The 19704-nt window shown below is 61.4% G+C and carries 19 protein-coding genes; 8 read left to right on the forward strand and 11 right to left on the reverse strand.

Annotation, left to right across the window (positions count from 1 at the left end; all coding sequences use genetic code 11):
* The first annotated feature begins 35 nt into the window (after positions 1 to 35).
* Positions 36 to 1130 carry an anhydro-N-acetylmuramic acid kinase gene (locus tag KO539_RS22665; protein WP_176389147.1) on the forward strand — a complete coding sequence of 365 codons (1095 nt, stop codon included), beginning with the start codon at positions 36 to 38 and terminating at the stop codon, positions 1128 to 1130.
* A 65-nt stretch (positions 1131 to 1195) separates the two neighbouring features.
* On the opposite strand, the gene erpA is transcribed toward KO539_RS22665, so the two are convergent.
* The 5 genes from erpA to rplM form a co-directional block, all read right to left on the reverse strand.
* Positions 1196 to 1558: an iron-sulfur cluster insertion protein ErpA gene (erpA, locus tag KO539_RS22670; RefSeq protein ID WP_029496047.1), complete on the reverse strand. Its 363-nt coding sequence runs from the start codon at positions 1556 to 1558 to the stop codon at positions 1196 to 1198.
* 98 nt (positions 1559 to 1656) lie between these two features.
* Positions 1657 to 2046 (reverse strand): polymer-forming cytoskeletal protein, encoded by a 390-nt coding sequence (locus KO539_RS22675; RefSeq protein ID WP_035828615.1) that lies wholly within the window; start codon positions 2044 to 2046, stop codon positions 1657 to 1659.
* Positions 2047 to 2136: 90 nt separating this feature from the next.
* Complete coding sequence (argC, locus tag KO539_RS22680) at positions 2137 to 3174, reverse strand: N-acetyl-gamma-glutamyl-phosphate reductase (protein WP_219311872.1); 1038 nt, start codon at positions 3172 to 3174, stop codon at positions 2137 to 2139.
* A gap of 180 nt (positions 3175 to 3354) precedes the next feature.
* The gene (gene rpsI, locus KO539_RS22685; RefSeq protein WP_010393285.1) at positions 3355 to 3747 is read right to left on the reverse strand and encodes a 30S ribosomal protein S9; all 393 of its coding nucleotides are present in this window, start codon (positions 3745 to 3747) and stop codon (positions 3355 to 3357) included.
* Between the two features lie 9 nt (positions 3748 to 3756).
* The gene (gene rplM / locus KO539_RS22690) at positions 3757 to 4185 is read right to left on the reverse strand and encodes a 50S ribosomal protein L13 (RefSeq protein ID WP_010393282.1); all 429 of its coding nucleotides are present in this window, start codon (positions 4183 to 4185) and stop codon (positions 3757 to 3759) included.
* Positions 4186 to 4410: 225 nt separating this feature from the next.
* On the opposite strand from rplM, the gene KO539_RS22695 reads away from it, so the two are divergent.
* Entirely contained in the window at positions 4411 to 4833 is a 423-nt protein-coding gene (locus tag KO539_RS22695) for an OsmC family protein (RefSeq protein WP_219311873.1), read from the forward strand.
* 85 nt (positions 4834 to 4918) lie between these two features.
* Here the strand turns inward: KO539_RS22695 and coq7 are convergent, their stop codons facing one another.
* Both coq7 and KO539_RS22705 read right to left on the reverse strand, forming a co-directional pair.
* Positions 4919 to 5563 carry a 2-polyprenyl-3-methyl-6-methoxy-1,4-benzoquinone monooxygenase gene (coq7, locus tag KO539_RS22700; protein WP_219311874.1) on the reverse strand — a complete coding sequence of 215 codons (645 nt, stop codon included), beginning with the start codon at positions 5561 to 5563 and terminating at the stop codon, positions 4919 to 4921.
* A gap of 87 nt (positions 5564 to 5650) precedes the next feature.
* Complete coding sequence (locus KO539_RS22705; RefSeq protein WP_035824565.1) at positions 5651 to 6082, reverse strand: hypothetical protein; 432 nt, start codon at positions 6080 to 6082, stop codon at positions 5651 to 5653.
* 148 nt (positions 6083 to 6230) lie between these two features.
* Between KO539_RS22705 and KO539_RS22710 the strand changes: the two genes are divergently transcribed.
* The 4 genes from KO539_RS22710 to KO539_RS22725 all read left to right on the forward strand — a co-directional run bounded on the left by KO539_RS22710 (position 6231) and on the right by KO539_RS22725 (position 12863).
* A complete protein-coding gene (locus KO539_RS22710; RefSeq protein WP_219311875.1) occupies positions 6231 to 7010 on the forward strand; it encodes an ATP-binding cassette domain-containing protein in 780 nt (259 codons plus the stop codon).
* Positions 7011 to 7013: 3 nt separating this feature from the next.
* A complete protein-coding gene (locus KO539_RS22715) occupies positions 7014 to 8210 on the forward strand; it encodes an ABC transporter permease (RefSeq protein WP_219311876.1) in 1197 nt (398 codons plus the stop codon).
* A gap of 170 nt (positions 8211 to 8380) precedes the next feature.
* Complete coding sequence (locus tag KO539_RS22720) at positions 8381 to 9274, forward strand: ABC transporter ATP-binding protein (RefSeq protein WP_035824559.1); 894 nt, start codon at positions 8381 to 8383, stop codon at positions 9272 to 9274.
* 10 nt (positions 9275 to 9284) lie between these two features.
* Complete coding sequence (locus KO539_RS22725; protein WP_219311877.1) at positions 9285 to 12863, forward strand: M1 family aminopeptidase; 3579 nt, start codon at positions 9285 to 9287, stop codon at positions 12861 to 12863.
* A 53-nt stretch (positions 12864 to 12916) separates the two neighbouring features.
* On the opposite strand, the gene KO539_RS22730 is transcribed toward KO539_RS22725, so the two are convergent.
* From KO539_RS22730 to KO539_RS22745, 4 genes are all read right to left on the reverse strand, one after another.
* Positions 12917 to 13300, reverse strand: a complete 384-nt coding sequence (locus tag KO539_RS22730) for a hypothetical protein (protein WP_219311878.1) — start codon at positions 13298 to 13300, stop codon at positions 12917 to 12919.
* 170 nt (positions 13301 to 13470) lie between these two features.
* A complete protein-coding gene (locus KO539_RS22735; RefSeq protein ID WP_219311879.1) occupies positions 13471 to 14934 on the reverse strand; it encodes a catalase in 1464 nt (487 codons plus the stop codon).
* Between the two features lie 93 nt (positions 14935 to 15027).
* Positions 15028 to 15684, reverse strand: a complete 657-nt coding sequence (locus KO539_RS22740; protein WP_219311882.1) for a DsbA family protein — start codon at positions 15682 to 15684, stop codon at positions 15028 to 15030.
* 20 nt (positions 15685 to 15704) lie between these two features.
* Complete coding sequence (locus KO539_RS22745) at positions 15705 to 16574, reverse strand: MBL fold metallo-hydrolase (protein ID WP_219311884.1); 870 nt, start codon at positions 16572 to 16574, stop codon at positions 15705 to 15707.
* A gap of 200 nt (positions 16575 to 16774) precedes the next feature.
* On the opposite strand from KO539_RS22745, the gene KO539_RS22750 reads away from it, so the two are divergent.
* Entirely contained in the window at positions 16775 to 18226 is a 1452-nt protein-coding gene (locus KO539_RS22750) for an alkaline phosphatase (RefSeq protein ID WP_219311886.1), read from the forward strand.
* Between the two features lie 29 nt (positions 18227 to 18255).
* Positions 18256 to 19653: an alkaline phosphatase gene (locus KO539_RS22755; RefSeq protein ID WP_219311888.1), complete on the forward strand. Its 1398-nt coding sequence runs from the start codon at positions 18256 to 18258 to the stop codon at positions 19651 to 19653.
* Positions 19654 to 19704 lie beyond the last annotated feature (51 nt).

Genomic DNA, 19704 nt, shown 5'->3' on the forward strand with positions numbered 1-19704 from the left:
ATGCATCCATCACTGACGCACTCAAGGAACACTCCATGCTGTATATCGGTTTAATGTCGGGCACCAGCCTCGATGGCGTCGACGGCGCGCTGGTCGACTTTTCCGACGATGGCGGCACGCGCAGCCTGGGCGACGCGTACATTCCCTTCCCCGCCAGCCTGCGCGCCGACCTGATGGCGTTGCAAAGTGCCGGCCAGAATGAAATCGAACGCGAAGCGCTGGCGGCAAATCAACTCGTGCGCCATTACGCGGATTGCGTCGCCATGCTCCTGAGCAACGCGGGGATCGGCCCGGACGCCGTCGCCGCCATCGGCGCACATGGCCAGACCATCCGCCATCGCCCCGAGCTGGGCTTTACGCGCCAGCTGAACAACCCGGCCCTGCTGGCTGAACTGACGGGCATCGACGTCATCGCCGACTTGCGCAGCCGCGACGTGGCGGCCGGCGGCCAGGGAGCGCCGCTGGTGCCCGCTTTTCACCAGGCCATTTTCAATTTACCAGGCCACACGCGCGTGCTGGCCAATATCGGCGGCATCAGCAATATCAGCGTGCTGCACGCGGACGGCACGGTGACGGGCTACGACACGGGGCCCGGCAATGCGCTGATGGATGGATGGGTTTTGCAACACCTGGGCCAGCCTTACGACGCCGACGGCGCCTGGGCAGCGACAGGCCAGGTCATCCCCGCCCTGCTGGCGGAATTGCTCAACGACCCGTATTTTGACTTGCCGGCGCCGAAAAGCACGGGACGCGACCTGTTCCATGCCGACTGGCTGAATAGCAAGCTGGCCAGCTATCCAGCCGCCCTGCCTGCCGACGTGCAGGCGACCCTGACGCAGCTGACGGCCGCCAGCCTGGCGCACGCCATCCTGCGCGACGGCGCACAGGCGGAAACGCTCTATGTATGTGGCGGCGGCGCGCAAAACGCCAGCCTGATGGCGGCGCTGGCCCGTGCATTGCCGGGCATGGCGGTGGAATCGACAGAAGCGCTGGGCGTGGCACCGAGCCAGGTCGAGGCGCTGGCCTTTGCGTGGCTGGCCTGGCGTTTTACGCAGCGCAAGCCGGGCAACTTGCCGGCAGTGACGGGCGCGGCGGGCTTACGCGTGCTCGGTGCGCTGTATCCGCGTTGAGCAGATGTAGAAACACAAATAGCGGATCGATGATCCGCTATTTTCTTGCTTGCCCCGTTTAGTACTTAAACGGAGAAGGACGAACCGCAACCGCAGGTCGACGTTGCTGTCGGGTTTTTAATCACGAACTGCGCGCCTTCCAGGTCATCCTTGTAGTCGATTTCCGCGCCGACCAGGTACTGGTAGCTCATGGAATCGATCAACAGCTGGACGCCGTTCTTGACCATGGTGGTGTCATCTTCGTTGACGATTTCATCGAAGGTGAAGCCATACTGGAAGCCGGAGCAGCCGCCGCCCTGCACGAATACGCGCAATTTCAGGTCGGGATTGCCTTCTTCTTCGATCAGCTGCGCGACTTTTTCAGCGGCGCTATCGGTAAAGATAATAGGGGAAGGGATCACATCTTGCATTTCAGCGACGGCATTCATATCAGGCACTCCTACTAGAAAACATTAAGTCATTATAGACTGTTGGCGCAAGTCGCGCTGCGGCCGCCGCTGATGCGGCTGGACGGTGTTGTTCCTGCTCACATTTCCGATACGGCCAGGTGCAGCACGGGGTCGGCGCTGTCGTGCCGGCTGAGCTTGCCTTGCACCAAGGCGCCGCTGTGCATTTCCAGCACCTTGTAATAGACCTCTCCTACAATGCGGGCTTTTGGCTGGATTTCAAGCATTTCGGACACATACACGGGACCATTGATCTCGCCGCTGACGACCAGGCTCGAGCAGCGCACTTCGCCATCGATGCGGCCCGCCTCGCCCAGCACCACGTACGTGGGCTCGCCCGGCTCGCCCGTGACATTGCCGCGCACATGGCCGTCGATGCGCAAGCCGCCGCAAAACAGCAGGTCGCCCTCGATCCGCGTGGCAGCGCCGATCAAGGTGTCGATGGGGTTTTTCGCGTTGCGCTCGAACATGAACGTCATCCTGTCGGGGTACGTGGCAGTCCAATTTATCACAGGTCCGGCAAAAAGGCGCCGGACCCGCGCAAGCACCGTCGCCTATCGTTACGGCATCACGGCGATGTGTTGCAAACCGGCCGTTTCTTTCAAACCAAACATCAAGTTCATGCATTGCACGGCCTGGCCCGACGCGCCCTTGACCAGATTATCCTGCACCACCAGCACGATGACGGTATTGCCGCCTTCAGGACGGTGCAAGGCCAGGCGCAGCATGTTCGAGCCACGCGTAGAACGCGTTTCCGGGTGCGAGCCGAATGGCATCACGTCGACGAAAGGCTCATCCTTGTATTGCTCTTCGAACAAGACTTGCAATTCCTCATTGCTGACATCCTTGTTCAGCTGCGCATACAAGGTCGAATGCATGCCGCGTATCATCGGCACCAGGTGCGGCGTGAAGGTCAGCGCCACTTTTTCATCCGTGAAGCGCTGCAATTGCGCCGTCGTTTCCGGCAAGTGGCGGTGGCCAGCCACGCCGTAGGCTTTGAAGCTGTCGCTGCTTTCCGAGAACAGGATGCCGATTTCCGCCTTGCGGCCGGCGCCGGACACGCCCGACTTGCAGTCGGCGATCAGGCTGCCCGCATTGACCAGGCCAGCCTTGAGCAGCGGGTAAAAGCCCAGTTGCATGGTGGTCGGGTAGCAACCGGGGTTGGCGATCAGCGTGGCTTGCTTGATGTCTTCACGGTTCAGTTCCGGCAAGCCGTACACGGCCTGTTCGATCAGCTCGGGCGCCGTATGGGGAATCTTGTACCACTGCTCGAACTTGGCCTGGTCTTTCAGACGGAAGTCGGCGGCCAGGTCGATGACTTTCACGCCGGCGGCCAGCAGGGCTGGTGCTTGCGCCATCGCAACACCATGCGGGGTGGCAAAGAAGACCACGTCGCACTGCTCCAGATTGGCTTTATCGGGCGAGGAAAACGCCAGTTTCACGTGGCCACGCAGGGAAGGATACATGTCAGCAACGGGCAAGCCATCTTCCTTGCGCGAGGTAATCGCCGTCAACTCGACATCTGGATGGGTAGCGAGCAAGCGCAGCAATTCCACGCCCGTGTATCCAGTGCCGCCGACGATGCCAACTTTGATCATGTTCTTTCCTTGTGTATAGATTGCATAAGATTGCATAAAGATGAGGGGAAACGCTGCCCCTGCGGGTTTTCCGCGTATTTTACAGCGCAACGGCGTATCCCGCTGAAATGCAAAAAAGCCGCGGGACCGAAGTCCAGCGGCTTTTCGACCAGCACCCCGGAAGGTGCTGTAGCGTAGAAATTAACGCTTCGAGAATTGCTTTGCGCGACGTGCTTTGCGCAGACCAACTTTTTTTCGCTCGACTTCACGTGCATCGCGGGTCACGAAGCCGGCTTTAGCCAGTTCCGGTTTCAACGCTGCATCGTAGTCGATCAGAGCGCGGGTGATGCCGTGACGAACTGCACCAGCCTGGCCCGACTCACCGCCGCCATGGACGTTGACTTTGATGTCGAAACGCTCGACATTGCCGGTCAGTTCCAGTGGTTGACGGATGACCATCAGACCCGTTTCGCGCGAAAAGTATTCGTTTGCTGGTTTGCCGTTAACAACGATCAAGCCTGTGCCAACTTTGATAAAAACCCGAGCCACTGCACTTTTGCGACGGCCGGTTCCATAATTGTAATTACCGATCATGTCAGTTCCTTAGAGAACAAGTGCTTTAGGTTGCTGAGCAGCGTGCGGATGGGAACCTTCCGCGTACACTTTCAGCTTCTTGATCATTGCGTAGCCGAGTGGGCCTTTAGGCAGCATGCCCTTGACCGCTTTCTCAAGCGCGCGACCTGGAAAACGCTGTTGCATTTTCTGGAAGTTGGTTTCGTAGATGCCGCCTGGATAGCCAGAGTGACGGTAGTAAATTTTCTCAGTAGCTTTGGTACCGGTCACACGCAGTTTGCCTGCGTTGATGACGACGATAAAGTCGCCGGTATCGACGTGAGGAGTAAATTCTGGTTTGTGTTTGCCGCGCAGTCGGAGTGCCACTTCGCTGGCAACACGTCCGAGGACTTTGTCCGTCGCGTCAACCACGAACCAATCGCGCTGGACTTCATGTCCTTTAGCGGAAAATGTTTTCATGTTGACTTCCTAATAGATTACACGCTCAAATGGTGGTTCCGCCGATGCTGCTATGCGGACTCTGCCTTATTTACTTTTCCTGAGCGAACGGAAAGCCGACAAGTATAAGCGGCTTTGCCTTGCCGCGTCAAGCCGCAATCGAGGCCAGCTGCGGGCCGGCGGCCGGCACATGGATGAGCATTCCTCTATTACAATACAAAACGCTTACAATTTTCGGAGAGTACGATGGAATGCAAAGTCAGCTGGAATGGCCCGTCGGGCATGAGTTTTCGGGCAGAAACGGGTTCCGGCCACCTGGTGACCATGGATGGCGCGCCCGATGGCGGCGGCCACAACCTGGCGCCACGCCCCATGGAAATGGTCTTGCTGGGCACGGGCGGCTGCACCGCCTATGACGTGGTGCTGATCCTGAAACGCGGACGCGAAGACATCAAAGGCTGCGAAGTGACCCTGAAGGCCGACCGTGCCGACACCGATCCGAAAGTATTTACCAAGATCCACTTCCACTTCACCGTGCGGGGCAAGGCCCTGAAACCGACGGCCGTGGAACGGGCCGTGGCCTTGTCGCACGACAAATATTGCTCGGCGTCGATCATGCTGGCCAAGACGGCGGAGATTACGCATTCCTTCGAAATCATCGAGGAGTAGGTCGGATTAGCGCGCAAGCGCGTAATCCGACGATACCGGTAGCGCCAACAATGTTGTCGGATTACGGCCTGCGGCCTAATCCGACCTACAGGTAATACGCCGTCTTGGTCATGACCTTCCCCATCAAGCCCATCAGCGCCTTCACGGGCGCCGGGGTATCGATGGCGCCCAAGCGCTGGGCGGCGGCGCCGTGTTCCACTTCGTCGATGGCCATCTGCTTGACGATGGCGCGCGACTTGGCGTCCTGCGGCGGCAATTCCTGCAAGTGGCTGGCCAGATGCGCTTCCACCTGGCGCTCCGTTTCCACCACAAAACCCAGGCTGCGGCCGTCGCCCATGCGCGCGGCGATGGTGCCCAGCGCAAACGAACCCGCATACCACAGGGGATTGAGCAGGCTCAGACGCGAGCCCAGCTCCGTCAGGCGCTGCGCCGTCCAGGCCAGGTGGTCTTCCTCTTCGCGTCCCGCTTCGTCGAACTGGGCGCGGATGGCCGGGCTGTGCGCATAGCGCGCCTGCGAGTTGTACAGGGCTTGCGCGCATACTTCGCCCACATGGTTGACACGCATCAAGCCGGCGCTGTGGCGCTGTTCGGCCGGGCTCAGTTCCGCATCGGGCGCATGCGCGGCCGGCGTGGGGCGCGAGGCCGAGGCCACGCCCGCCATGACGCGCAGGGCCTTGTCGGCGCCAACAATCAAACGATCCAGGGGGTCAAAATGGCGGTTCGCGGTCATCGTGGCTATGCTCATGAGTAGTAAAGCATGAATTATAGGACGATCAGGGCCGGCAGTCCCCACGCCGCGCGCAGGGTGAACGGGGCTTTATTGACTTGTGCGCGCTTTTTCTTGCTCGATCCAGTCCACCACGGGGCCGACGGCGTCCAGGCCGGACAGGCTTTTCGCCACGCCCAGGTTCAGTGAAATCAGGAAAGAAATGCTGTCGACGGGGATGTCCGGGCAGAACTCGGCAAACGCGGCGCGAAAACGCTCCGATTGCAGCACGCGCAAGACTTTCTCGCCGCTCATGAATTGCAGCACGCTGGCGATGCTGTGCCCGCCACCTAGCGAGTGGTAAATGAAACGGTTGTATTTCGCGTCTATCTCTTTGAAGTCGAGCGCTTCCTCCGTCATCAGGCCGGCCAGGTAATACAGCCCCAGGCTGACGCGGAAGAAACCGATGGCTTCGGCACTGGTCATACCGGCGCGGGCCACAGCCAGTACCTTGTCCTGCATCGCCTGATCGATCGTTCGCATTGCGCTCTCCCGCGCCGTCCGCCGGCGCCCACCGGGCCAGCTTGCATGAAGATGCTGTTTTTTTCAATAGACCAAACGATATTTCCACCTTGCAAGTTACATTTTTTGCATGCTACTCTCGTTCTTCACCGTTAAATGGATGAAGCACATGATTGAGGTCAAGCACCTGGCAAAACGTTTCCGCATGCCGCCCCACAAAGGCAAGGCCATGCACGTCAGCGATCCGCGCGAACATGAGGGCTGGTTTCACGCCGTGCGCGACGTCAGTTTCAGCTGCGCCCCCGGCGAAGTGCTGGGACTGCTGGGGCCGAATGGCGCCGGCAAGACCACCACCCTGCGCCTGCTGTCGACGGCCTTGCAAGCGGACGCGGGCAGCGCCCTCGTCAACGGTGTCGATGTCCTGCAGCAACCGCTGGTGGCGCGCCAGAGCATCGGTTTCCTGTCCGGCTCGACGGGGCTGTACGGCCGCCTGACGGCGCGCGAGAACGTGGAATACTTTGGCCGCCTGCACGGCATGCCGGCCGACAAGCTGAAACGCCGCTGCGACGAGCTGTTTGCCCTGCTGCAAATGGAGGAATACGGCGGCAAGCGGGCCGATCAGCTGTCAACGGGCATGAAACAGAAGTGCGCAATCGCCCGCACCGTCGTGCACGAGCCGCAAGTGGTGATCCTCGACGAGCCGACCACCGGGCTGGACGTGATGTCGGCCAAGATCCTGCTCGACTTCATCGCCAGCTACAAGGCGCTGCGCGTGCCGCTGATCTTTTCCACGCACCACCTGCACGAAGTGGAAAAGCTGTGCGACCGCGTCTGCATCATCAACCGCGGCACCACCGCCTTCAATGGCACGGTCGACGAACTGCGCCACCTGGGCGGCAGCGCGGACTTGTACGACGCCTTTGTCAGCGTCATCAACCAGGGAGCCTGAGCCATGTGGACCATTTATCTGAAAGAGTTGCTGGAACTCACGCGCGACCGCAAGACGCTGATTTTCACCATCCTCATCCCCATCTTTGCCATGCCGCTGATCTTTGGCGGCTTCGCTTATGTTTCCAGCAATATGTTCAAGAACGCGAAGACGGCGGAAATGCGCTATGCGCTGTTCGGCAAGGACCATTCGCCGGGCCTGAGCGCGCGTTTTGCCCAGCAGCACAACTTGCGCGAAGTGCCGCTGGCCAGCGAGGGCGACATCCGCCGCGCCATCGGCGACGACATGATCAAGTTCGCCGTCGTCATTCCGCCCCGGTTTGAAGAGGCGCTGCAGCAACAGCAGCAAGCCAAGGTGGTGTTGCACTACAACAGCGCCAGCACGGTCGACGTGACCCAGCAGCGGGTGCGCGAGATCGTCGAGGCGTATAACGCCAGCCTGCGCGAAAGCGCGCTGTCGGCCCTGAACCTGAGCCCGGCCCAGCTGGCCTTTGCCCTCAATCCCATCGTGCTCGACAAGCAATCGACGGCCAACGAACGCGAGCAGATGGGCGCCATCGTCGGTGGCATGCTGCCGTATTTGCTGCTGATGGTGTGCCTGACGGCGGCCATGTACCCGGCCATCGACCTGGGCGCCGGCGAAAAGGAACGGGGCACGCTGGAAACCCTGCTGCTGGCGCCCGTGCCGCGCAGCGCCATCGTGCTGGCCAAGTTCCTCGTGCTGTTTACGGTGGGCATGACCTCGGCCGTGCTGATGGTGGGCAGCATGGGCGCCCTGCTGGCCATCTTCGGCAGTTCGCTCGAAGGCAACATGGCCGTCATGGTGCGCAGCATCGGCTTGCCCGACCTGGCCATGGTGACCCTGATGCTGGTGCCGACGGCCGCCATCTTCGCCTCGCTGCTGTTGTCGATTTCGATCTACGCAAAAAGCTACAAGGAAGCGGCCGGCATGATCACGCCATTGATGCTGTTCGTCATCCTGCCCACGGTGGCGGCCATGCTGCCCGGCGTCGAACTGAACTGGATGTGGGCCATGGTGCCGCTGACCAACGTGTCGCTGGCCATGAAGGAACTGGTCAAGGGCACCATGGATTACCGCATGTTCGGCGTCATCCTGGCCTCGACCACGGTGATCGCGGGCGCCCTGCTGATGCTGTGCCGCTGGTGGTTCAATCGCGAATCCGTACTCTTCCGAAATTAAACCTGCAAATGGCTTGCGGCGGGGTGCCGTCCACCCCGCCCATCCGCACTCTGGGCACGTGAAAATGCCGTGTATCGCATGCAACTGCCCAGCACGTCTTAAATTCAATACAATGCCAGCATAGATAAGCTCCGCAGCATGGGGCCGCAACAGCATGAGCAAGGAGTTGTATGGAATTGCAGATTCGCAAATTGTCGAAGACCTACGCGAATGGCGTGGTGGCGCTGGATAACGTGTCGCTGACGATACCGCCCGGGATGTTTGGCTTGCTGGGCCCGAATGGCGCCGGCAAGTCGACCCTGATGCGCACCCTGGCGACCTTGCAGGAATGCGATTCCGGTTCCATCTTCTTCGGCGACTACGACGTGCTCGACGACAAGGACGAGATCCGCCGCATGCTGGGCTACCTACCGCAAGACTTCGGCCTGTACCCGAAAGTGACGGCCTACGAACTGCTCGACCACTTCGCCACGTTAAAAGGGCTGTCGCAGCGGGCGCGCCGGCGCGAGGTCGTCGATGGCCTGTTGCAGCAAACCAATCTGTTCGACGTACGCCACCAGCGCCTGGGCAGCTTTTCCGGCGGCATGCGCCAGCGCTTCGGCATCGCGCAAGCGCTGCTGGGCGACCCGAAACTGATCATCGTCGACGAACCGACGGCCGGCCTCGACCCGCAGGAGCGCGTGCGCTTCCACAATCTGCTGTCCGACATCGGCGAAGACAAGACGGTGATCCTGTCGACCCACATCGTCTCCGACGTGGCCGACCTGTGCGCCAACATGGCCATCATCAACAAGGGCCATTTGCTGCTGTGCGGCAAGACCCAGGAACTGATCGACGAAGTCAGCTGCAAGATCTGGGCGCGTTTTGTCGAAAAGAAAGAACTGGCCAGCTTCCAGCAGCGCCACGCCGTCATTTCCACGCGCTTGCTGTCGGGCCGCACCCTCATCCACGTCTACAGCGACGACGACCCGGGCGACGGCTTCGAGGAAGCCATCGGCGACCTGGAAGACCTGTATTTCGCCACCATTGCCGGGCGCCACCGCGTCGCCCCGCAGTGCGACTGAGGGGGCGGCCATGTTTGCCATCGCCCGCTTTGAAGCGCGACAGCGGCTCAAGCTGCTGTCCACCTGGGTGTATTTCGTCATGTTTCTGGCGCTGGCCATGCTGTGGATGGCTGCGGCCGGCGGCGTCTTCAAGGAAGCGAGCATCAGTTTCGGCGGCAAGTTCCTGATCAACGCACCGCGCTCGCTGGCATTTACGTGCAGCGTGCTGGGCTGCTTCGGCGCCGTGGTCGTGGCCGCCATGATGGGCCGCTCGGTGCAGCAGGATTTCGAATACGGCATGCAGCATTTCTTCTTCAGCGCGCCGATCAAAAAATACCAGTACGTGTTCGGCCGCTTCCTCGGCGCCTGGCTGGTGCTGGCGGTGGTGTTTTCCAGCATCGTCATCGGCGCCTGGCTGGGCGCCTGGCTGCCCGGCATCGATCCGGAACGGCTGGGGCCGCAGCGGGCGCTGGCCTACCTGATGCCGTATGTGTTTACCCTGCTGCCGAATCTGTTCATCTTCGGCGCCATTTTCTTCGTCATCGCGGCCCTGACGCGGCGCATGCTGCCCGTGTACATCAGCTCGGTAGTCATGCTGATCGGCTATCTGGTGGCGCCGTCGCTGGCGCGCGATCTCGACTACAAGACCCTGGCCGCCCTGATCGACCCCTTCGGCACCACGGCGCTGATACGCTTGACGGAATACTGGCCGAATGCGGAGCGCAACACGCGCTTGGTCACCCTGGAAGGCGTGTACCTGCTGAACCGCGCCATCTGGTCCGGCTTCGCCCTCGTGGCCTTGCTGCTCGGCTACTGGCGCTTCCAGTTCCACGCGACGACGGACGCGGGCGCCGGCAAGCGCCGCAGCGAGGGCGAGGCGCCGCAGCGCCTGTCGAACGCCTCGCTGTCCACGCAGGAAACACCGGACTTCGCGCAGCGCAATCTGGCCGCCCTGCTCGTCAAGATGAGCTGGCTGAACCTGCGCGAAACCATCAAGAACATCTATTTTGTCGTCATCGTGCTGGCCGGCGTGCTGACCATGTATGCGGGCGCGCTGGACATGGGCTCCATTTACGGCACGAATACCTATCCCGTGACGGAAAAGGTGCTGGACATGGTCAACGCCTCGTTCGCACTGTTCATGCTGGTCATTACCACTTTCTATGCGGGCGAGCTGGTGTGGCGCGAACGCGAGGCGGGCACGTATCTGATGCTCGACGCCCTGCCCGTGCCGAACTGGCTGCCCCTGCTGTCGAAACTGTTTGCGCTGATCAGCCTGCAAGCCTTGCTGAGCCTGGTCATCATGCTGTGCGGCATGTCGATCCAGGTCTTCAAGGGCTATTACCGCCTCGACCCCGGCCTGTACCTGGAATCGCTGTTCCTGTCGCACCTGCCCTACTATGCGCTGATCGCCGTGCTGGCCATCTTTTTGCAGGTGTTAATCAATCACAAGTACCTGGCGTATTTCGCCATGATCCTGTACCACATCGCCAGCATCAGCTTTTCCTCGCTGGGCCTGGGCGACCCGCTGCTACTGTACGGCAACACGCCAGACTTCGTGTATTCGGCCATGAACGGTGCCGGCCACTATCTGTTGCGCGAACGCTGGTACTTGCTGTACTGGAGCGGCGCGGCCGTCATGCTGACGGTGCTGTCGCTGCTGTTCTGGCCCCGCGGCGCGCAGGACAGCTGGCGCATCCGCCTGCGCCTGGCGCGCCACGGCCTCACGCAGGGCGTGCTGGCCAGCTTTGCCGGCGGCGCCCTGATCTTCGTCAGCGCCGGCGGCGTGCTGTTCTACGTTTTCCACGTGGCCAACGATTACCAGTCCGAATTTTCCCGCGATGCGGACCGCGCCAGCATCGAGCGCCAGTACCGCAAGTTTGCCGCCACGCCGCAACCGAGAATCACCGACGTGAAACTCGACGTGGCGATCTATCCGGCGCAGCGCACCCTCATCGTCACGGGCCGCTATGTGCTGCAAAACAAGAGCAGCCTGCCGATCAGCCACATTTTTGTGCAGCAAGACCCGACCTCCACCATGCGCCTGCGTTTCGATGCCCGCGTGCATCCCGGCCTCGATGACGGCAAACTGGGCTTTTACAGCTACCGCCTGGCCGCGCCGCTGGCGCCGGGCGCCAGCCTGGGCCTCGATTTCGACATTCGCTACGCGCCGCGCGGCATCTTTGGCCTGGGCCAGGACACGCCCGTGGTGGCCAACGGTACCTTCTTCACGAATGCCGTGCTGCCGCACATCGGTTACCAGCCGCAGCAGGAATTGACGGACCCGCGCGACCGCAAGAAACACGGCTTGCCCGCGCGCGAACGGGCCTTGCCGCGCGACGATGCGAAGGGATTGGCCGACAATTACGTCAGCAACGACGCCGACCGCATCAACTTTGACGCCACCGTCAGCACCGTCGACGGCCAGACGGCCATCGCGCCGGGCATGCTGGACAACGACTGGATCGCCAAGGGCCGCCATTACTTCCACTACACGATGGAGCAGCCGATCCTGAATTTCTACGCCTTCCAGTCGGCCCGCTACGCCGTCAGGCACGAGCGCTGGCAGGACGTGGCCATCGACGTGTATTACCACCCGGGCCATGAATACAACCTCGATCGCTTCGTGCGCGGCAGCAAGGAAGCGCTCGAGTACTACACAAAAAACTTCGGCCCCTACCAGCACAAGATCCTGCGCATCGTCGAGTTCCCCCGCTACGCCACCTTTGCGCAATCGTTCCCGAACACGATACCGTACTCGGAAGGGCTGGGCTTCATCGCCAAGGTGGACGACAAGAATCCGAAAGACATCGATTATCCGTTCTACGTCACGGCGCATGAAGTGGCGCACCAGTGGTGGGCGCATCAATTGGTGGGCGGCAATACGCGCGGCGCTACCGTGCTCAGCGAAACCTTGGCCGAATATTCGGCCCTGATGGTGATGAAAAAAAGCGTGGGGCCAGCCAAGATGCGCCGCTTCCTGCGCTATGACCTGAATCAATACCTGATGGGGCGCAGCGAAGAGCGCAAGAAAGAATTGCCGCTGGCCGAGAATGAAAACCAGGCCTACATCCACTACCACAAGGGCAGCCTGGCCATGTACTTGCTGCAAGATATCATCGGCGAAGACAAGGTCAACGGCGTGCTGCGCGACCTGCTCAAGACTTATGGCCAGAAAGGCCCGCCGTATGCCAGCGTGACCGCCCTGATTGCCGGCTTGCGCCAGGTGACGCCGCCCGAGCAGGCTTACCTGATCGACGACCTGTTCGAGAAAATCGTGCTGTTCGACAACCGCGCCCTGTCGGCCACGGCCACCAAGCGCGGCGACGGCAAGTACGCCGTCACCGTCAAGGTACAGGCGGGCAAATTGACGGCCGGCGAACAGGGAGAGGAACACGACGCGCCCCTGCACGACTGGATCGAGATCGGCGTCGACGACGCGAATGGCCATCCGCTGCTGCGCGAACGCCTGCGCATGACGGCGCGCGAGGCGAGCTACACCGTCATCGTCGGCAGCCGGCCCGGCAAGGCGGGCATCGATCCCGACAACAAGCTGATCGACCGCAAGCCGGACGACAATATGGCCACCGTCGAGCTCGAAGAACCATGACGAAAAATGGCCACCCTGAACAGGTGGCCATTTTTTTGAATATCAGGTGCTCATCAGACTGCGGCGCGGCGCGTCACCAGGCTCAGGCTGATGCCCATTTCCGTCAGATGCTGCATGTCCGCCAGGGTCAGGTCCAGCGGAGAGTCGAGCGTATCGTTGCCATTCAATTCCAGTTGCAGCTCGGCCACGATGCGCGGCATCGTGAAGCTGACGCCGCGCGAGCGGCATTCGGCCAGATAGCTGCGTATGCGCGAGGGCAACACTTGCGATTTGGGCGCCTGCGCGATCAGCACTTCAAAGCCGGAATCGAGATGCACACGATTCGCGCCCTTCGCCTCGCCTTTGCGCCATTGCCGTTCCGGATCCGTGGGCAAGACTTCGAGGATGGATTTGAGCGTGGGGTCATCCCCATGCACCGACAGCTTCGCCATATTCATATTGCAAGACTTTCTAGTCAGGACGCCGCCAGGAAGGCGGCGCGATCATCAGACCAACAAGTCTACGCATGGAAGACAAATATGTCCATACGGCAATATTTGGTATCCCATTCTAATTTGTGCTGCATCAACAACAGGCGGAACACACTTGTTCCGCCTGCAACATCCGCTTACACGGTCACGCCGCGTGCCTGCAAAGCGGCGCGCACGCCGGCGCCGTAGGCCGCATCGGCCCGGTCGAAGTGACCGAGTTGACGCTGCAAGGTTTCCGGGCGCACCTGGCTCAGGGGACCGGCCAGATTGTCGAACAGGTTTTGCTTCGCCTGGGCCGACATCAGACGGAACAGATTGCCGGCCTGCGTAAAGTCGTCTTCCACGCCGCGCCCATCGTAGCGCGCCGCGCCGCCATCGAGCGCCAGCGCCGGTTCACCATGGCCCAGCCCTTGCGGCTGCGTGCCCGCCGCCGCCACGTTCGCATAGTTGCGCGCCGCGCCGCCATTGTGAATCGCCATGCCGCCGTCGCGCTGCTGGTTGTGGAAGGGGCAACGGGCCGCATTCACGGGCAGATGCTGGTGATTCGTGCCGACGCGGTACAGCTGGGCGTCGTGGTAGGCGAACAGCCGGCCTTGCAGCATCTTGTCCGGCGAGTAACCCATGCCCGGCACGGCGTTGGCCGGCGAAAACGCTGCCTGCTCGACTTCCGCGTGGTAATTGTCCGGATTGCGGTTCAGCTCGAAAATACCGACCGGCAGCAGCGGGAAGTCCGCGTGCGGCCACACTTTCGTCAGGTCGAACGGGTTCCAGCCCGTGCGCTGTTCCCATGCATCGAGTTGCTCCTGCGTCGCCACCTGCAGCTTGACTTCCCACTGGGGGAAATCGCCGCGCTCGATGGCGCCGAACAGGTCACGCTGGGCGTAGTCGGGATCGGCACCGGCCAGGCGGCCCGCTTCCGCCGCAGGCAAATTCTTGATGCCCTGGCGCGTCTTGAAGTGCCATTTCACGTACACACGCTGGCCGTCGGCATTGATCAGGCTATACGTGTGGCTGCCGAAGCCATCCATATGACGGTAGCCGTCCGGCGTGCCGCGGTCCGAGAACAGCATGGTGACCTGGTGCAGGCTTTCCGGCGCATGGCTCCAGAAATCGAACATCATTTCGGCCGATTTCAAGTTGCTTTGCGGATCGCGCTTTTGCGTGTGGACGAAATCGGGGAACTTGATCGGGTCCTTGATGAAGAACATCGGCGTGTTGTTGCCAACCAAGTCCCAGTTGCCCTCTTCCGTGTAGAAACGCACGGCGAAACCGCGAGGGTCGCGTTCCGTGTCTGCACTGCCGCGTTCGCCGCCGACGGTGGAAAAGCGCGCGAAGGTGGCCGTCTGCTTGCCCACTTCAGCAAACAATTTGGCCTTGGTGTAGCGCGAAATGTCGTGCGTGACGGTAAAGGTGCCGTAGGCGCCCGAACCTTTCGCGTGCACGACGCGCTCAGGGATGCGCTCGCGGTTGAAATGCTGGAGTTTTTCGATCAGGTGGAAGTCTTGCAGCAGCAGCGGGCCACGGGGACCGGCACTGATGGAATTCTGGTTGTCGGCGACGGGAATGCCCGAGGCGGTACTGAATGGCGGCTGTTGACTCATGGCTGCTTTTCCTTCGTTGTTGACTAATGGAAGCAGTGTAACGAGGTCAGCAACAAAGGAAAAGCTAATTGATTTTATCGATCCGATAGATATTTACAATGCACACCCTTGTGCATCGCAGACGCCTCCGAGCTGCGCCTGCAACTTCGCCGGCTGGCCCAAAAAGCCGCCGATATCGATCACGGACAATTTCCCGCTGCCATCGTCGAGCACGAAGGTGGGAAAGCCCTGCCCACCCACCTGCGCCAGCAAGGCGCGGCTGGCATCGATATGCCGCTGCGTGGCGGCGCCCGCCTGGCGCGCATACTCGGCCTGGAAGGCGGCGCCATCCATGCCCAGCTCTTGCGCCAGGATCACCAGCACGGGCAGGTCGGCGATGCGCAAGCCGTCCACGTAATGGGCGCGCTGCACGCACTGCAGCATGTCCAGGCCCTTGCCAGCCAGGACTTCCGCCGCCAGGATGGCCGTGATCGGCGGTTCGGAATCCATCATGGCCGTCGTGTCGTTCAGCAAGCCATTCATATAAGCATCGCCGAATGGCTGGCCTGACAATTGCTCGATGCGCCGGTCATGCGGCAGCACATAGCCGCGCCATGCGGGCGTGATCTGGCGGCGATTGCTGCCCGTCATCATGCCGCCACCGTGGAAGGCCACCGCCAGGCCAGGCACGGCGCGCGCCGCCTCGACCAGCGGCGCGGCGCCGTAGCACCAGCCGCACAGCGGATCGAAAATGTAGTGCAGGGTGGGCATGCCGGCCTCCTGGTTGCCGCTTACCATTTCATCTCACCCTTCGCCACTTTCGCGCTGGTCTCTAAAGCGCCATCGAGGCCCAGCTTCGGATAGCGCATTTTCATCGCTTCGATCAGCGCGGCCGAATTGGCGGCCTTGGCCGTTTCCGCTTCAAACGTCACCAGGTAGTCGCGCGTAAAACCGATGCTGTCCGGCGTCAGGGGCGAACCGACCTTGAAGTGGCCAGGCACGACGGTGACGGGCTTCAGGGCGGCGATGCCGTCCAGGGTCTTGAGCCAGTCCTGGCGCGATTGCAGGCTTTGCGTATCGGCCGTCCACACGTGCAAGTTGCCAAACAGCACCACGCCACCGACGACGGCCTTGATCGATGGTATCCACACATAGGTGCGCGCTGGGGTCGGGCCGGCGATGTCCAGCGTCTGGCCTTCCAGGCTGATGCGCTTGCCCTTCAACGCTTCCGGAATTACGATGCTTTTCGGCGCATTGTCTTTCAGAATAGGCCCCCAGTAGGCGACCTTGGCGTCGGCCTTGCGGCGAATTTCCGCGACCGTTTCCGGCGTGGCGACGATCTTTGCCTGCGGGAAAGCCGCCTTGATCACGTCGAGGCCAAAGTAAAAATCGGGATCGCTGTGGCTGATATATACCGTCGTCAGTTTCTTGCCGCTGGCGCGAATCTTTTCCACCAGCTTTTGCGCTTCGGCGCGCGAAAACTGCGCATCGATCAGCACGGCGTCATGCTTGCCCGCAACCAATACAGAAGCGACGGGAAAGATGGCCGCTTCGCCCGGGTTGAAGACTTCCAGGGTCAGGGGGGCGCTGGCGGCGGCCGAGGCGGCGCCGGCGGCAAACACGGTGGAAACAAGAACGCTGCTGATGGTTTTGGTGAACATGATCTGCCTTCACAAGATGATTGGGATGACTGCATCTTACGTTGCTCGGTTCGGTAGAAAAACCCGTTAAAGCGCAATAGTTTGTTGCACATTTCGGCACAATGGCCAGCCATCGAACACCAAATGTGTCACAGCGTCATGATGGCGTCACATTGGATTGTTATCTTGCCAGCTCTTTCCAACCTAGCCGGATGAACCACATGACACGCAGAAAAATTTCCGTCGCTGGCTGCAGCGTCGCCATCACCCTGATGCTGGCCGCCTGCGGCAGCGATGCAAAAAAAGAAGAGGCAGTGGTCGAAGCACCGCCGAAAAACGTCATCTTCTTCCTCGGCGATGGCATGGGCCTGACCACCATGACGGCCGCGCGCATCTATTCGGTGGGCGAAGAAGGTGCGCTGACCATGGATACCCTGCCGGAAACGGCCTTCGTGAAAACCTTCTCGAACGACGCGCAAGTGACGGACAGCGCGCCATCGATGGCCGCCTACATGACCGGCGTCAAGATGAACAATGAAGTCATCTCGATGTCGGCCAATACGGTCGCCATCGATCCGGGCACGGATGCGAACGGCAACAAGCTGGTCAACAAATGCGGCACCGGCAACGGCACGCCCGCCACCACCCTGCTGGAACTGGCCAAGGCCAAGGGCTTTGCCGCCGGCGTCGTCAGCACGGCGCGCGTGACGCACGCCACGCCGGCCGCCACCTATTCGCACATCTGCCACCGCGACCTGGAAAACGATATCGCCGCGGCCCTGGTACCGGGAGGCACCGGCTACAACAGCGCGCTGGGCACCGCTGGCCTGGACGTGGTCCTCGGCGGCGGCGCGCAATTCTTCAAGCCGTTCAAGGATGGCGGCAAGCGTTCCGACGGGCGCGACCTGGTCGCCGAACTGAAGGCGAAAAGCTACACGGTCGCCAACAACGCCACCGACTTCAAGGCCGTCGATGCGGCCAAGACGGAGCGTTTGTTCGGCGTGTTCACGTCCAGCCACATGAGCTACGACCTGGACCGCGATGCGGCCAAGGAACCGAGCCTGGCGGAAATGACCACCAAGGCCATGGACGTATTGGCCAAGAACAAGAAGGGTTACTTCCTGATGGTCGAAGGCGGCCGCATCGACCATGCGCTGCACGAAACGACAGCCAAGAAAGCGCTGCAAGACACCGTCGCGTTCGACAACGCCATCAAGGCCGCCATCGACAAAGCCAAGCTCACCGACCCGACCCTGGCCAATACCCTGATCGTCGTCACGGCCGACCATGACCACACCCTGGTACTGAACGGCTACGCCAAACGCACGGGCAAGACGGCTGCCGGCAACCCTGGCGTGCTGGGCGTGGTGAAAAACTACGTCACCGGCGCGGTCGAAAAAGACCTGGACGGTGCACCGTATTCGATCATCGGCTTCGGCAATGGCGAAAACCGCACCCAATCGAGCCGCGCCGCCATGGCCAGCCTCGATGAAACCGTCACCAGCGCCAATACCTACCACCAGGAAGCGGTGATCCGCACGGCCATCGGCAATGAAACCCACGGCGGCACCGACGTCTTCCTGGGCGCCATCGGCAAGGGTTCGGAAACCTTCCTGGGCACCATCGACAACACCAAAGTATTCGGCCTGGTCAAGACGGCCGGCGGTCTGTAATCCCCAAGACATCAACATTGGACAAGCACATGAAACTTGCATTTAAACTCTCCTTGCTGACCACGCTCGTGGCCGCCAGCGTTGCCAGCGCCTACGCCGCCGACGCCAAGAACGTCATCTTCTTCCTCGGCGACGGCATGGGCCCGTCCGTCGTGACGGCGTCGCGCATCTACAAATACGGCGAAGACGGCAGCCTGACGATGGACACGCTGGAGCGCACGGCGCGGATCAAGACGTTCTCGAACGATGCGCAAACGACGGACAGCGCGCCATCGATGGCCGCCTACATGACCGGCGTCAAGATGAACAATGAAGTCATCTCGATGGCGCAGGAGACGATCGCCAAAGAGCCCGGCCGCGACGCCAACGGCAATCTGGGCGTGGACAACTGCCCGGCCGGCGGCAAGAGCGCGCCAACCATCCTGGAACTGGCGAAAGCCAAGGGCAAGGCCGTGGGCGCCATCACCACCACGGAACTGACGCACGCCACGCCGGCGACGACGTTCTCGCACATCTGCAACCGCAATGCGCAATACGCGATCGCCGCGCAAGCGACGCCAGGCGGCACGGGCTACAACACGGCGCTGGGCGACGGCGTCGACGTGCTGATGGGCGGTGGTCGCAACCACTTCACGCCTTGGTCGGCCAGCAACAAGTATGGCCGCGCCGATGGCCGCAACCTGTTGACGGAATTTGCCGCCAAGGGCTACACCGTGGCCGCGACGAAAGCGGAAATGGCGGCGGCGCCTAGCGGAAAAAAATTCATCGGCCTGTACAGCACCCGCAGCCACCTGGAATATGAACTGGACCGCACGGCCACGCCACCGCTGGGCGAAGGCGCGACCCAGCCTAGCCTGTCGGAAATGACCCTCAAGGCCATCGACTTGCTGTCGAAAAACGCGAATGGCTATTTCCTGATGGTTGAAGGCGGCCGCATCGACCACGCCTTGCACGGCATCAACGCCAAGCGCGCGCTGACGGACACCATCGCCTTCGACGACGCCATCAAGGCCGCCATCGCCAAGATCAAGGAAACCGATCCGACCCTGGCCAATACCCTGATCGTCGTCACGGCCGACCATGACCACACCCTGGCCTTCAACGGCTATGGCAAGCGCGGCAACAATATCCTCGACATCAACCGCGGCTACAAGGATAACCAGCCGAGCAAGGATGCCGATGGCAATACCTACACCACCCTGGTGTTCGGCAATGGCCCGAACCGCCCTGCCCTGCGCAGCAACGTCGACAGCGCCACGGCCCTGAAAGACAACTACCTGCAAGAAACAGGCGTGCGTCTGGCCAGCGAAACCCACGGCGGCGGCGACGTCAAGCTGCTGGCCACGGGCGCCGGCGCAAAACCCTTCAAGGGCACCCTGGACAACACCAAGGTGTTTGACTTGCTGAAGGCGGCTTTCGGCTTCTGATCCACATCAACACGGCAACCCCACCGGGGCGGATGGCGCAAGCCCTCCGCC

The organism is Janthinobacterium sp. NKUCC06_STL (assembly GCF_019345455.1).
In the GTDB taxonomy this organism is placed as follows: domain Bacteria; phylum Pseudomonadota; class Gammaproteobacteria; order Burkholderiales; family Burkholderiaceae_D; genus Janthinobacterium; species Janthinobacterium rivuli.

What these genes read in the sequence shown, in the direction of transcription:
- KO539_RS22720 (WP_035824559.1), top strand. Translation starts at nt 8,381, where the DNA reads ATGGAATTGCAGATTCGCAAATTGTCGAAGACCTACGCGAATGGCGTG.
- KO539_RS22695 (WP_219311873.1), top strand. Translation starts at nt 4,411, where the DNA reads ATGGAATGCAAAGTCAGCTGGAATGGCCCGTCGGGCATGAGTTTTCGG.
- KO539_RS22735 (WP_219311879.1), bottom strand. Translation starts at nt 14,934, where the DNA reads ATGAGTCAACAGCCGCCATTCAGTACCGCCTCGGGCATTCCCGTCGCC.
- KO539_RS22745 (WP_219311884.1), bottom strand. Translation starts at nt 16,574, where the DNA reads ATGTTCACCAAAACCATCAGCAGCGTTCTTGTTTCCACCGTGTTTGCC.
- KO539_RS22740 (WP_219311882.1), bottom strand. Translation starts at nt 15,684, where the DNA reads ATGCCCACCCTGCACTACATTTTCGATCCGCTGTGCGGCTGGTGCTAC.
- argC (WP_219311872.1), bottom strand. Translation starts at nt 3,174, where the DNA reads ATGATCAAAGTTGGCATCGTCGGCGGCACTGGATACACGGGCGTGGAA.
- KO539_RS22725 (WP_219311877.1), top strand. Translation starts at nt 9,285, where the DNA reads ATGTTTGCCATCGCCCGCTTTGAAGCGCGACAGCGGCTCAAGCTGCTG.
- erpA (WP_029496047.1), bottom strand. Translation starts at nt 1,558, where the DNA reads ATGAATGCCGTCGCTGAAATGCAAGATGTGATCCCTTCCCCTATTATC.
- rplM (WP_010393282.1), bottom strand. Translation starts at nt 4,185, where the DNA reads ATGAAAACATTTTCCGCTAAAGGACATGAAGTCCAGCGCGATTGGTTC.
- KO539_RS22755 (WP_219311888.1), top strand. Translation starts at nt 18,256, where the DNA reads ATGAAACTTGCATTTAAACTCTCCTTGCTGACCACGCTCGTGGCCGCC.
- KO539_RS22665 (WP_176389147.1), top strand. Translation starts at nt 36, where the DNA reads ATGCTGTATATCGGTTTAATGTCGGGCACCAGCCTCGATGGCGTCGAC.
- KO539_RS22710 (WP_219311875.1), top strand. Translation starts at nt 6,231, where the DNA reads ATGATTGAGGTCAAGCACCTGGCAAAACGTTTCCGCATGCCGCCCCAC.
- KO539_RS22715 (WP_219311876.1), top strand. Translation starts at nt 7,014, where the DNA reads ATGTGGACCATTTATCTGAAAGAGTTGCTGGAACTCACGCGCGACCGC.
- KO539_RS22705 (WP_035824565.1), bottom strand. Translation starts at nt 6,082, where the DNA reads ATGCGAACGATCGATCAGGCGATGCAGGACAAGGTACTGGCTGTGGCC.
- rpsI (WP_010393285.1), bottom strand. Translation starts at nt 3,747, where the DNA reads ATGATCGGTAATTACAATTATGGAACCGGCCGTCGCAAAAGTGCAGTG.
- coq7 (WP_219311874.1), bottom strand. Translation starts at nt 5,563, where the DNA reads ATGACCGCGAACCGCCATTTTGACCCCCTGGATCGTTTGATTGTTGGC.
- KO539_RS22730 (WP_219311878.1), bottom strand. Translation starts at nt 13,300, where the DNA reads ATGAATATGGCGAAGCTGTCGGTGCATGGGGATGACCCCACGCTCAAA.
- KO539_RS22675 (WP_035828615.1), bottom strand. Translation starts at nt 2,046, where the DNA reads ATGTTCGAGCGCAACGCGAAAAACCCCATCGACACCTTGATCGGCGCT.
- KO539_RS22750 (WP_219311886.1), top strand. Translation starts at nt 16,775, where the DNA reads ATGACACGCAGAAAAATTTCCGTCGCTGGCTGCAGCGTCGCCATCACC.